12 protein-coding genes are annotated in these 12,391 nt (G+C 42.0%); 7 read left to right on the top strand and 5 right to left on the bottom strand.

Going from position 1 to position 12,391, the window contains the following annotated elements:
- Positions 1 to 14 precede the first annotated feature (14 nt).
- Positions 15 to 329, bottom strand: coding sequence for an Asp-tRNA(Asn)/Glu-tRNA(Gln) amidotransferase subunit GatC (gatC, locus tag AC1IR0_RS02105; protein ID WP_064095715.1), 315 nt, complete (start codon positions 327 to 329; stop codon positions 15 to 17).
- Between the two features lie 132 nt (positions 330 to 461).
- On the opposite strand from gatC, the gene AC1IR0_RS02100 reads away from it, so the two are divergent.
- The 6 genes from AC1IR0_RS02100 (at position 462) to AC1IR0_RS02075 (ending at position 5,213) form a co-directional block, all read left to right on the top strand.
- A complete protein-coding gene (locus AC1IR0_RS02100; RefSeq protein ID WP_004279360.1) occupies positions 462 to 1,508 on the top strand; it encodes a rod shape-determining protein in 1,047 nt (348 codons plus the stop codon).
- Positions 1,509 to 1,524: 16 nt separating this feature from the next.
- A complete protein-coding gene (gene mreC / locus AC1IR0_RS02095; RefSeq protein WP_004279362.1) occupies positions 1,525 to 2,382 on the top strand; it encodes a rod shape-determining protein MreC in 858 nt (285 codons plus the stop codon).
- On the top strand, positions 2,369 to 2,860 hold the full coding sequence (gene mreD / locus AC1IR0_RS02090; protein ID WP_247143968.1) for a rod shape-determining protein MreD: 492 nt from the start codon (positions 2,369 to 2,371) through the stop codon (positions 2,858 to 2,860). Before mreC ends, mreD begins: the two co-directional genes overlap by 14 nt.
- Positions 2,848 to 3,414, top strand: a complete 567-nt coding sequence (locus tag AC1IR0_RS02085; RefSeq protein ID WP_213686979.1) for a Maf-like protein — start codon at positions 2,848 to 2,850, stop codon at positions 3,412 to 3,414. Before mreD ends, AC1IR0_RS02085 begins: the two co-directional genes overlap by 13 nt.
- Positions 3,415 to 3,452: 38 nt before the next feature.
- Positions 3,453 to 4,907, top strand: coding sequence for a ribonuclease G (gene rng / locus AC1IR0_RS02080; protein ID WP_004646221.1), 1,455 nt, complete (start codon positions 3,453 to 3,455; stop codon positions 4,905 to 4,907).
- A gap of 132 nt (positions 4,908 to 5,039) precedes the next feature.
- The gene (locus AC1IR0_RS02075) at positions 5,040 to 5,213 is read left to right on the top strand and encodes a PA1571 family protein (protein WP_004646222.1); all 174 of its coding nucleotides are present in this window, start codon (positions 5,040 to 5,042) and stop codon (positions 5,211 to 5,213) included.
- A 207-nt stretch (positions 5,214 to 5,420) separates the two neighbouring features.
- Here AC1IR0_RS02075 and AC1IR0_RS02070 read toward each other — a convergent pair whose 3' ends face one another.
- Complete coding sequence (locus AC1IR0_RS02070; protein WP_409666338.1) at positions 5,421 to 6,803, bottom strand: WS/DGAT/MGAT family O-acyltransferase; 1,383 nt, start codon at positions 6,801 to 6,803, stop codon at positions 5,421 to 5,423.
- Positions 6,804 to 7,264: 461 nt separating this feature from the next.
- On the bottom strand, positions 7,265 to 7,999 hold the full coding sequence (locus AC1IR0_RS02065; RefSeq protein ID WP_396469842.1) for a phosphoadenylyl-sulfate reductase: 735 nt from the start codon (positions 7,997 to 7,999) through the stop codon (positions 7,265 to 7,267).
- Positions 8,000 to 8,203: 204 nt separating this feature from the next.
- On the opposite strand from AC1IR0_RS02065, the gene thrH reads away from it, so the two are divergent.
- Positions 8,204 to 8,821 (top strand): bifunctional phosphoserine phosphatase/homoserine phosphotransferase ThrH, encoded by a 618-nt coding sequence (thrH, locus tag AC1IR0_RS02060; RefSeq protein ID WP_004646225.1) that lies wholly within the window; start codon positions 8,204 to 8,206, stop codon positions 8,819 to 8,821.
- Between the two features lie 59 nt (positions 8,822 to 8,880).
- On the opposite strand, the gene AC1IR0_RS02055 is transcribed toward thrH, so the two are convergent.
- Positions 8,881 to 10,032, bottom strand: coding sequence for an OmpP1/FadL family transporter (locus AC1IR0_RS02055; RefSeq protein ID WP_005247011.1), 1,152 nt, complete (start codon positions 10,030 to 10,032; stop codon positions 8,881 to 8,883).
- A 317-nt stretch (positions 10,033 to 10,349) separates the two neighbouring features.
- A complete protein-coding gene (locus AC1IR0_RS02050; protein ID WP_409666337.1) occupies positions 10,350 to 11,897 on the bottom strand; it encodes an outer membrane protein transport protein in 1,548 nt (515 codons plus the stop codon).
- Between the last annotated feature and the right edge of the window lie 494 nt (positions 11,898 to 12,391).

The following is a 12,391-nucleotide window of genomic DNA, read 5'->3' as shown; positions in this document are numbered from 1 at the left end:
GAACTGGGTAGTAATTACTCAATCACGCGCGGTACGAGGTACAAGCCATCCTGAACAGCTGGTGCAACTGCCTGGTATTGCTCACGATGATTGGTTTCGGTAACCACATCATCACGTAACGGCTGAGGGTGGTCGAAAGGACTTTTCAGGGGTTCAACACCATCGGTATTGATGCCTTTCAGGGTTTCCATCATGCCTAAAATTTTATTTAAACTTTGAGCATATTCAGCAGATTGCGTATCATTGAGAGATAACCTTGCAAGGTTGGCAATAGCTGAAACTGTTTCTGCACTTAAATCTGCAGAATGCTGTGCATCCGATGTAGACATAATATTACCTAATCAGTATTAAAAAAATTCAAATTATCATGCGTTATGATAAGCGATTGACTTGTCCAAATCATCACATTTAGTTAAAGTGGCCACCTTGCGTCCATATAAAGTTTAACTGAGAACGTCCCCGTGATTCTAAAACGACTAATAGGCTTGTTTTCGCCCGATCTTGCCATTGATTTAGGTACAGCAAATACACTTATTTATGCGCCAGGACGAGGCATTATATTAAATGAACCAACGGTTGTAGCCATCCGTCATAGTGGTTCACATAAAATTGTTGCGGCAGTCGGTCTTGAAGCGAAGCAAATGCTAGGTCGTACCCCAGCCAATATCTCAGCGATCCGTCCCATGAAAGACGGGGTGATTGCGGATTTTGAAGTCACTGAGACCATGCTGAATCAGTTTATTCGCAAAGTACATGAAAACCGTTTATTTACTCCAGCACCGCGTGTCGTGGTTTGTGTGCCATGTAAGTCGACTCTGGTTGAGCGCCGCGCCATTCGTGAAGCCGTGTTTAATGCGGGCGCACGTGATGTGCGTTTAATCGAAGAGCCAATGGCAGCAGCGATTGGTGCAGGGATGCCAGTTGAGCAGGCCTGTGGTTCGATGGTCGTCGATGTTGGTGGTGGTACGACTGAAATTGCAATCATTTCCCTACAAGGTTGTGTTTATGCCGATTCTTTACGTATCGGCGGTGATGTCTTTGATGAACAGATCATTAACTACGTGCGTAAAGCGCATGGCTGTGTGATCGGTGAAACTACGGCTGAAGTGATCAAAAAAGAAGTCGGTATGGCTTTGCCTGATGAAGGTGCTAAACCGCTGGAAATTGAAGTTCGTGGTCGTAACCTCGCAGAAGGTGTGCCTCGCGCGATTGTGGTCAATTCAGACGAAGTGACCCAAGCGATTTCTGATCCATTGCAAAACATCGTGTCTGCTGTGAAATCTGCTTTAGAACATACCCCTCCTGAGCTTTCTTCGGACATCGCTGAACGTGGTATCGTGTTAACTGGTGGTGGTGCATTACTGCGTAACCTGGACAAGCTGCTTGCCAAAGAAACTGGCCTGCCGGTGGTGGTGGCAGAAGATCCACTATCATGCGTGACACGTGGTGGCGGCAAGGTACTCGAATTTTTCGACAACCCAAATCATGACATGTTATTCGTAGGCTAAGAAAAGGATCCGGCGGGTGCAAGCACATCTGTTTTCTCGACAACCGCCATCTTTTCGCTCTTTTATCATTGCATTGGTAACATGCCTGGTGGTGCTTTTCTTTGATTGGCGCATGCCGCATGTTGTTCAACCTGCAAGGGATGTCCTGTACGCTGCTTATAATCCTATTTATGCGGTGGCTAGCTATCCGGTATTGTCGCGAGAGTGGTTGAATCAACAAACCAAGTCTGAAGCTCAATTGCGTCGGGAAAATACCGCGATGCAAGCCGAGCTGTTACAGGCACAGGTACGCTTACAAAAAATCTCTGAACTTTCTGCTGAAAATACCCGTTTGCGTGGCCTATTGGACACGCCGCTGATCATTGATGGACGTATTGAAATTGCCGAAGTGATTGGTACCGATGCCGATCCATTACGGCATATTATTGTGATCAACCGGGGTTCGAATAATGAGCTGAAAGTCGGGCAAACGGTACTGGATGACAAGGGTATCATGGGACAGATTATCAATGTCTATCCGCATAGTAGCCGGGTCATGCTGTTGTCTGATAAAGAACATTCACTGTCAGTGCGCCTGGAACATACCGGGATGCGTGCCATTGTTTCAGGCACGGGCGATCTGGGACGTTTAAAAATGGAATATGTACCGACCAGCGCCAATATCAAGGTCGGTGAAAAAGTCTATAGTTCGGGCTTGGGACAACATTTTCCGGCAGGTTATCTGGTGGGGCAGGTGTCTAAAGTACAACGCCATAATTCCGGTGAATTTGCCCAGATTGATGTGACGCCTGCGGCTCAACTCGCCGGTGGACATCATGTGGTGGTGTTATTTTCCGATTCATTAGCGATGGAGCAACCGCATGTCAATCGCTAGGATGAAATCCAGAAAGCATCGTGATCCTTTAATGGCTATTGTCATTTCGGTGATTGTGGCTTCTATTTTAATGGTCTATCCACTTTCCTATAATCTCTCGGGCTGGCGTCCGCTGTTTATGCTGATGATCATGCTCTTCTGGGTGTTGTGTCAGCCGACCTGGTGCGGGATCTGGTTTGCCTTTGGTACCGGTATTTTTATTGATCTGCTGCTGGATGCACCTTTGGGTCTGAATGCGCTGAGCTTTATCATTATTGCTTTCTTAGCCCGCTTTCTGACCCGTGAGCGCCGTATCCTGACTTTTAATAATCTCTGGGTGATTATGGGGCTGGCGATTGTCGCGCATCTGCTAATGATCTTTTTTTCCCAGATTGTGGCTGGCGTGCAATTTTCTTATGCAAGGCACTGGATTCCGATGCTGACCAGTATTCTGGTTTGGCCTGCTATTTATTATGTGCTCAAAAAATGGCGCGTATAATTCTTGCTTCGAGCTCACCCCGGCGCCGCGAGTTGTTACAGCAACTCGGGCTGAGCTTCGATATTTACAGCCCAGAAATTGACGAATCGGTACAAGCAGGCGAGTCGGTCGCAGCCTATGTTGAACGTCTGGCACGAGCCAAAGCAGATGCCGTGGCTGAGTATTATCCAGATGCCATCATCATTGCTGCGGATACCAGTCTAGGGGTGGATCAGGAGATTCTGGGTAAGCCTGAATCCAAACAACATGCGATTGAAATGTGGACAAAAATCTCCGGTCGATGGCATGATGTCTATAGCGGTGTCTGTGTTCGTACAAAGCATGAAAAATACAGTATAGTGGTACGCACACAGGTCGAATTTCAAATCCTGAGCGCCGTAGATATGGAAAGTTACTGGGCGACAGGTGAGCCACTGGGTAAAGCCGGGGCTTATGCGATTCAAGGAATTGCAGCACGTTATATTCCAAAAATACAGGGCAGTTATTCCAATGTGGTCGGCTTGCCTTTATATGAGACAGTACAGTTATTACAGACGGTTAAGGCACTAAATTAACTGCTGAAAAGAATTCTTATAATGTTTTGAGTGTAGTTATGTCTGACGAGTTGTTGATTAACGTCACGCCGATGGAATGTCGGGTCGCGTTGATTGAAAACGGCACGGTCAATGAGCTGTTTGTCGAGCGTACGGCCAAGCGTGGTCTGGTAGGGAATGTCTATAAAGGAAAAGTGGTGCGGGTCTTGCCCGGCATGCAGGCTGCTTTCGTAGATATCGGACTCTCTCGCACTGCGTTTTTACATATCAATGATATGGTCTGGCCACGCAATCAACCCACGCCTAATGTTTTTGAGCTGCTTCAACCGGGACAAGTCCTCACGGTTCAGGTGATGAAGGATATGCTCGGCACCAAGGGTGCGCGGCTATCTACCGATCTCTCTATTCCTTCGCGTTATTTAGTGTTGATGCCATATGGCAATCATATTGGTGTATCGCAACGGATTGAATCCGAGGAAGAGCGGAATCGCTTGCGTTCCATCATTGAGCGGATTCAGGCAGAACATAAGCTGCCGGGTTCAGTGATTGTTCGTACTGCGGCAGAAGGGATTGAAGAAGAAGCCATCGCACAGGATATGGCTTATCTGGCCAAGCTTTGGGAATACATCCAGCGCAAGCAAAAGATTATTGCAGTGCCGTCCTTGATCTTTGAAGAATTGCCTTTACCGCAGCGGGTGATTCGTGATCTGGCCAATGAAGAAACTGCCAAAATTTACGTAGATTCACGTGAAATTCATGCCAAGTTGCAGGAATTTGTCGAAGAATTTGTTCCGAACATGAAAGACCGTTTGCTGCATTATCCGGGTGAACGGCCAATTTTTGACTTGTATAATGTCGAAGAAGACCTGCAAAAGGCATTGCAAACTCGTGTCGCATTGAAGTCCGGCGGCTATCTGATGATTGACCAGACTGAAGCCATGGCCACGATTGATGTCAATACTGGTTCTTATGTTGGTGGTCGTTCGCTGGAAGATACGGTTTTTAAAACCAATATGGAAGCGACCGATGTCATCGCACGTCAGTTACGGCTGCGTAATCTGGGCGGAATTATTATCATTGATTTCATTGATATGCAGGAAGCGCAGCATCGTGAAGAAGTAATGAAACAGTTTGAGCGCATGCTGGAACGTGACCATGCCAAGACCAAGATTACTCAGGTATCGGAACTGGGCCTGGTAGAAATGACCCGGAAACGCACCCGTGAGTCGCTGGAACATTTGCTCTGTGAATCTTGTCCGACCTGTCAGGGACGTGGTTATGTCAAAACAGCCGAGTCAGTATGTTACGAAATATTCAGGGAAATTCTGCGTTATGCCCGTGCTTATGAGTCACAGAGTGGCTTTACTGTCGTCGCGCATCCTGCTGTCATTGATCGATTATTGACGGCAGAAGCGCCTGCAGTCGCTGATCTAGAACATTTCATTAATCGTGTGATTAAGTTCCAAGTGGAAAATCTGTATACGCAAGAGCAATACGATATCATTCTCAGCTGAAATTGTAACAGAATATCGTTAAACACTTGTTACATCTGAAATTTTACAACCGGGCCTTTATTTACAATACTAGATGCATGAATTAGCCAAAGCCGTTTCTCCCAGTTTCAGGCTTAGCAAAAGGAGTGTGTGATGAGTATGAGTAAAGCAGTAATCCATAAAGGCCTAAAACACGTATTAGAACCAAAGACTGTACATGCGGGATATATCGTTGATGAGCGCGGTAATGAAGTTCAGATTACCGCGAGCATGATCCGTAACGTCTGCCATCAATTATTACAACAGTGCCGTACCATTAAAAGCTGATTGCATTTGTGCATTGTTTCTAACTTATCAAAAATGATTTGGATAGACGTTTAAATCGAGAAGTCTTCCAAAAATTCTAAAATAATTTAAAAAGATTTCCAAAAATAAAGAAAAGGGACCAGATCGGTCCCTTTATTCTGTGCTCAAAGACTGGCAAAAATGATCAGCATCTTTGGCAGTCCATCTATCTTATTTATTCATCCGCGGCTAGCTTACCGCTCGTAACTTTGGGACAGGTTCGCCATCTACAATAAGTTCAAAACGTTGAATTTCTTCTTCCAGATGTGTCAGCAAGTTCTGCATTTTCGGCAGGGCATTACGACATGCGGTCAAGCCGACTTCCAGTTTGTCTAGATAGCTGGTCATAGTGATATTCAAGGCCTGACCATCCAGTACGATGGAAGCCGGATAAAGTGCTTCAAGACGTGCACCATTCCAATACAATGGTTCTTGTGGCCCAGGTACATTGGAAATAATGACGTTAAACGCCTGACGTGTCGGCATTAAACCGGAGGCAATATTCAGACCTGCTGCACCGTAGACAAAGGCACTATAGTTCAAAATCTGGTTGGCATTCATACGTTTGAAGCGTTCTTTGGCACTCAGCACACTGCGACGTACGATCTTGAGACGTTCTAGCGGATCTTCTTTATGCGTGCCCAGATTGGCCAGAATCATGGTAATACGGTTGGATATATCTGAATCGTCACTGCGAACAGAAGCTGGAACCATAGCAATTAACGGTTTTTTCGGTAAGGCATTTTGCGATAATAAATATTCACGTAATGCACCTGAACAAATGGCCAAGACAATATCATTAATGGTCACGCCCAATGCCTTAGAAATATGACGTAAACGTGAAAATTCGAAAGACTGGGCTGCAAAGCGACGTGAAGCACTGACGCGTTGATTCAGAATACTGCTTGGCGCCTGAAAGCTGGATACATAATCCGGATTGCGTCCCATATCTTTTATGACGGTTTGCGACAGTTCATAAGCAACTCGTGGCGCACATTCCAGTTGCCCCTTAATGGTCTGCAGGACATTTTTAAACCTGTTCACTTTAGGTGCTTTCAGGCGTTTGGCACGTGGGCCTTCAACACACCATGGCGGTACAATACTCTTGGCATTTGGATCATGTGAAAGCGACTTTTCTACCAGACGCATGCCAGCGATTCCATCCACCATAGCATGGTGAATTTTGAAATACATGGCAAAACGGTTTCCTTCAATGCCTTCAATAATATGACAGGTCCATAAAGGTTTGGCACGATCAATCAGGGCACTATGTTCTTGAGAAATATAGGTTAGCAATTCACGGATACGGCCCGGTTTTGGCAGGGCAATATGACGAAAATGATGATCTAAATCAAATTCTTGGTCTTCATCCCAAAACAGGCCGTTTAAATAATTGTTAAAAGGTGGAATTGGAGAGCATTTTGAATTTTGGATATCCGTGACTAGATCCTGAATAAAGGAAGCTGGCGCATTGTCGGGAATTTGGAATAAAAATAGTCCACCTACATGCATAGGCTGCTGCCGTTTCTCTAAGGTTAAGAAAATAAAATCAATTGGATGTAATGGACGCATAGCGTGGATTGCCTCACTGCACTCTCTATGGCTTTTTTGCTAAAAAGCCTTGTTAGAATTATTACTTTAGTTTTTAAAGTATATCTTTTTTAGTATATAAATGAACTGCTTTATCTTGCCTCAACTGTGAAAAAGTGGCTATTGACAAGAACAAAATATCTTCCTAAGTTTATGAAATGTGAAAATTTTAGTTTTAAAATAGATTTCTAAAAATAGTATTTTCTAGGCGAAGTGGAGTGTAACTTAATAATTATGTGTTATTAGAAGAATAGCATTGTGTTCAATTTCACATTTTATGCAAATAAATCAATGAGCTAAAATTTTATCAATTCTTTAATTAAAATAATATTATCCCGATAAAAGGTAATTTCTATCTTGTCACTAAATGTAAAATTATCAATTAAAAAGACTATCTTTATTAAAAATAGTCTTTTAATCAATAGGAACGATAAAACTTAACTTTATTTTTTTAGATTGCCAGCATGTAAGCCACATTCTTTATGGGTAGCTTCTTCCCACCACCAGCGACCTTCGCGTTCATGCTGATTTGGCAGCACAGGGCGAGTGCAGGGCTCACAGCCGATAGAAACAAAACCTTTCTCATGTAGGGCATTATAAGGGACTTCCATCATACGGATATAACTCCAGACATCCGCACTGGACCAGTTGGCAAGAGGATTGTACTTGATCAACTGTTTTCCCGGACCGGAAAAACCTGGATCGGCCTGAACCACTGGAATTTCATTGCGTGTACCCGGACTTTGGTCTTTGCGCTGACCGGTAATCCAGCCGTCCAGCGTGGCCAGTTTTTTACGTAGCGGTTGAACCTTGCGTATACCGCAACATTCCTGATGGCCATCTTCAAAGAAACTGAATAAACCTTTGGTGGTCACTAAATTTTGTACTGCATCCGTTTCAGGGAAGCAGATTTCAATCTCGATATTATAATGCTTACGCACTCGTTCAATAAACTGATACGTCTCTGCATGTAGACGGCCAGTATCCAGACTGAATACCCGGAACGGTTTACCGAGATGCGATGCCATATCAATCAATACAACATCTTCAGCACCAGAAAATGAAATCGCAATTTCACCTTGCTGGCCTAGTGCAAGTGCCAAAATTTCATTGGGCGATTTATCTGCATATTCAGATGCAAGCGCATCAATACGATCAATAGTAGGAATGATGGTCATGAGAGTCCTGGCGATATAGGCTTGGAAAGGACATGGCCTATATTAGTTAATTTCACATCTATTTTAATAGAATTGATTTAATTGACTTATCACTAAAAAATAAATACTTATTAAAAAAATAGATTTAAAAAAGTACAGTGCAAAATCTGTTTCTTCAGCTATGATAGTGCAAAATTTTTTCAATACAACTTAGAGGGAATGTTCATGGAAGTCGTATGTCTAGATTTAGAAGGTGTGTTGGTTCCAGAAATCTGGATTAACTTTGCCAAAAAAACCGGTATTAAAGAGCTTGAAGCGACGACTCGTGACATTCCTGACTATGATGTACTGATGACCCAACGTCTGAATATTTTAAAACAGCACGGTTTAGGCTTGAACGATATTCAGGAAGTGATTGCAGAAATGGGTCCATTCCCAGGAGCAAAAGAATTTGTGAAATGGGTGAGTACGCATTTTCAATTAATTATTCTTTCAGATACTTTCTATGAATTTGCACATCCATTGATGAAGCAACTGGATTGGCCGACGATTTTCTGTCATAAACTGGAAACGGATGAAGCGGGCATGATCTCAGCCTATAAACTTCGTCAGCCAGATCAAAAACGTCAGGCTGTTAAAGCACTGCATGGTTTGAATTTCCGTGTGATTGCGGCAGGGGATTCTTATAACGATACTACAATGTTAGGTGAGGCAGACCATGGTTTCCTATTTGATGCGCCTGAAAATGTGATTGCTGAATTCCCGCAATTCCCGCCAATTCGTGGTTATGATGCGTTAAAAGAAGCAATTCGTAATGCTTCAGTGCGTGATATCCCTGCTTAAAGAATTTAAGTAAATAAAAAGGCGCTATAAGCGCCTTTTTTATTGAATCTATCAAAAAATCAGAAGCGGTAACCGATTTTCATGCCATATGCGATTGCAGTGTTATCGGTGAACTCTCCTACAACATTAGGGCCTGCTTTAGCCTCAGCGTCACCTAACCACATATAGCGAACACCTGCTTGAATAAAGTAATTTTCGGCTGGGCTATATTGTCCACCTAAACCTACACCCCAGTAACCTTCGGTTGGTCCTAGTGTTGTTACAGGATTACCTGCACCTGAGTCATAACTTACTAAAGCAGAGCCAGACCATTTGTCGCTAAATTTACGGCCAACACCAACATTTGCAGACCATTGATCATCTGAGTAGTCAATCAAATTACTACCTGAGCGTAATTTTAATAAATTAGGTGTTACTGCAAATTGGCTCCAATTTACCCAGCGTACGTTAGCAAAGGCTAAAGTATTTGCTGCAATACCTGTTTGAAGATCTAAATTTACAGATTGAGGTGTTGTAGCTGTAACATCTGGTGAAAGAGGCGATGCAATAGTTCCAAATCCAAAGCTCTCTGTTGAATTTGCCTCATGATCGATTTCTGAACGATAAGTAATAGCTGCTTTTAAAGCAATTTCAGGGATTTGATAAGCGAAACCAGCAAGCCAGCCCCAAGCTTCTTCTTCATCAAGTTTAATATCATAGCCCGAATTTCCATAAGCTGCACCTCGTAATGCAATTTTAGCTTCTACAGTTTGCCAAACAGGTCCAGCATAAAAATTCCAGTTTTCAGTTGGTTGATAACCGATTAAAGCTGTAAGGTTATTAGTTTTTACTTCTACTTGAGTGCTTTCTCGTTGAGTACTAAGAGGATTTACTTGTGAAAAACTTACATTATTTGTTGGATAAATTGAATCGGCACCATAAGGTTGATCATAAATCAGACCTAAAGATATTTTATCAGTTGCTTGAACTTTAATAGCAGCAGATGGAAAGTAGTAGTCTTCTGCCATGTCGCTGATAGATTCATTACCTAGTTGAGGAATAGATTTTCCAGATACGCTAGGATCAATCACAGTAATACCTGCTTCAGCATAATTACCCGGCTGTAAAAAAGCAGAAATAGATTGACCAGAACGGTCTAGGCCAGCTGCTTGAACTGCAGAAAGAGGTAAAGTGCTAAGTAAAATAGCAGAATAAATTTTATTGAGCTTCATGGTACGTTCCCTGATGCCATCTGTAACAAAAATGTGCAGGAAAAGTAACATAATTTTAAAAAGAGTAAATACTCAGCTCTGTTGAAGAAATGAACTAAGGCGGTTAAGGAAAGAGCTTGATTAGAGTTTTTATACTAATTTTATTGGTATAAATATATGAAAAATATCAGATTAAATTAACTTTAAATAATGTGAAAGGATTGAAGTTCTGTTAATTTTAATTGGTGCTAAAATAATCGAATGATATGCAAGTGAATAAAAATAGAGTAAAAAAGTTAAAAAAACCACCCGAAGGTGGTTTTTTTATTAAGGATATCTTAGAAACGGTAACCCATTTTTAAGCCATATGCCCATGCTTTATTGTCTTCAAATTCAGCGACGTATTCAGAACTACCAGCTTGCGCGCCTGTTTGTGCTTTTGCATCACCTAACATGAAGTATTTAACACCACCCGCGATGAAAGTAGCTGGTGTTGGACTGTACTGAAGACCTAAGCCTACATTCCAATAACCTTCAGTTGGACCAAGTGTAGATACAGGGTTACCTGCACCAGAGTCCCAACCTACAGATACGTTACCAGCCCATAGATCATTAAATTTACGACCCACACCTACAGTTGCTGAAATTTGGTCATCTTCATATTCAACAAGATTGAAGCCATCTGGGCGATCCACAATAGGGCCAACTGCTTCTGATATTAGACCAAATTTATAAGGTTGAATTGAGAATTTAGACCATTCAACCCAGCGAACATTCGCAAAAGCTACAGTATTCGCCATAATACCTGTTTGGAAATCAAGGTTTACAGACTGTGGAGTAGTAATTTTTGTCTCACCACTTGCTGCTGCAATAGCTGCTGCTGCTGCGGCCCCATTTGGGAGCAAAGCTAAAGCTGGTAAGGTTGGAATACTTTCATTCATATTAACATCATGGTCAATTTCAGAACGATAAGTAATAGATGCTTTTAATGCAATTTCAGGAATTTGATAAGCAAGACCGGCTAACCAACCTACAGAGCTATCTTCTGGAATAGACGCATCGTAACCATTGTATAAGCTGTAAGCCTGGCCACGTAATGAAAGATTACCTTTGATCGTTTGGTAAACTGCGCCACCGTAAATATTCCAATTCTCAGTTGGTTGGAAACCTGCAATAAATGATAAATTTTGAGTATCTACTTCTACGCTAGTGTTACCAGTGCCAAGTAATCCATTAATATTTGCTAACCCAGCATCGACTGTTGAAGTAACAGTATTAGTTACTTGTTGAGTAATTGCATTTGTTACGCCTTGCGTAATAGCATCAAGTGCGCCTGGAGTACCACGAATAGCTTGCTCTGCAATAGCTTGAGTGGGTGCCTGGCCTGCTGCAACTAAAGCAGCTGCACGTCTAGCTACTTCACCATTTACTCCAGCAGTCAAGTTGGCTGCTAGTGCTCCAGGAAGGTTTGCGGCTACATTTGTTTCGATAGTTGAGTCACGAATATCTGCTAACGCGTCAGGAGCTAAAATTGTATTCGTAGAATCGGAAACAAATACGTTATTACCTGTATAGGTAGCATCTGCTCCAAACGGTTGGTCATATAAAATACCAACTGAAAATTTGCTGGTTGGCTGAAATTTTAAAGCAGCACTTGGAAAATAATAATCACCCGCCATATCACTAATATTACGGCGAGTATCACTTGTTCCAGCTTCTTTACCAGATACATCTGGGTCTAGGACAGAAATACCTGCTTCAAAGTAATTACCTGGTTGCAGGAAGGCTGCAATTGATTGGCCTGAACGGTCCATTGCCGCAGCAAATGCACCCGTCATTGGTACAGTTGCAAGAATCATTGCACTAGTTAATGTTTTTAATTTCATTTACGTCTTTCCTTGAGGTACAAATTTATATCTAGCGTTGTTGTTTGCACTTATTTAATTCTTGGAGATTTCGGGTATTTATCCGCAATCATTTGTTACTCCATGTGACAAAAATAGCACAATTAAAATAAGAGTAAATGCTCTAGAAAAAACTAATTAGTCTAAAAAAGCATCAAAATAGAGTTTTTACACCAAAAAATAGCCTCATTTTGAAATAAGTATTTGAAAGTAATAGAAATAAAATAATGAAGAAAAAATGATTTTTTGTATAAAAAATATTCTAAAAATATGAAGATTAACGCTAATTTTTTGAAGTATAGATCACATTTTGAAAGGATGGTGCACCCTGCGGGGATAGAACAAGGCTCTATAATCCTTGTACATTGTGGTTTTATCTATTTTCTAGATTACTTTGTATCCTCATTTGTATCCTTATTCTTCAAGGTACTCATCCTAGCAGTTTTTAGCTTAAATCTTTTTAAAGATAGAACCTT

Source organism: Acinetobacter sp. 129952 (assembly GCF_056642055.1).
The sequence above is the reverse complement of the archived record's forward strand: the minus strand, read 5'-3'. Positions and strand labels throughout refer to the sequence as shown.

What these genes read in the sequence shown, in the direction of transcription:
- thrH (WP_004646225.1), top strand. Translation starts at nt 8,204, where the DNA reads ATGGAAGTCGTATGTCTAGATTTAGAAGGTGTGTTGGTTCCAGAAATC.
- gatC (WP_064095715.1), bottom strand. Translation starts at nt 329, where the DNA reads ATGTCTACATCGGATGCACAGCATTCTGCAGATTTAAGTGCAGAAACA.
- AC1IR0_RS02050 (WP_409666337.1), bottom strand. Translation starts at nt 11,897, where the DNA reads ATGAAATTAAAAACATTAACTAGTGCAATGATTCTTGCAACTGTACCA.
- AC1IR0_RS02085 (WP_213686979.1), top strand. Translation starts at nt 2,848, where the DNA reads ATGGCGCGTATAATTCTTGCTTCGAGCTCACCCCGGCGCCGCGAGTTG.
- AC1IR0_RS02055 (WP_005247011.1), bottom strand. Translation starts at nt 10,032, where the DNA reads ATGAAGCTCAATAAAATTTATTCTGCTATTTTACTTAGCACTTTACCT.
- AC1IR0_RS02070 (WP_409666338.1), bottom strand. Translation starts at nt 6,803, where the DNA reads ATGCGTCCATTACATCCAATTGATTTTATTTTCTTAACCTTAGAGAAA.
- mreD (WP_247143968.1), top strand. Translation starts at nt 2,369, where the DNA reads ATGTCAATCGCTAGGATGAAATCCAGAAAGCATCGTGATCCTTTAATG.
- rng (WP_004646221.1), top strand. Translation starts at nt 3,453, where the DNA reads ATGTCTGACGAGTTGTTGATTAACGTCACGCCGATGGAATGTCGGGTC.
- AC1IR0_RS02075 (WP_004646222.1), top strand. Translation starts at nt 5,040, where the DNA reads ATGAGTATGAGTAAAGCAGTAATCCATAAAGGCCTAAAACACGTATTA.
- AC1IR0_RS02065 (WP_396469842.1), bottom strand. Translation starts at nt 7,999, where the DNA reads ATGACCATCATTCCTACTATTGATCGTATTGATGCGCTTGCATCTGAA.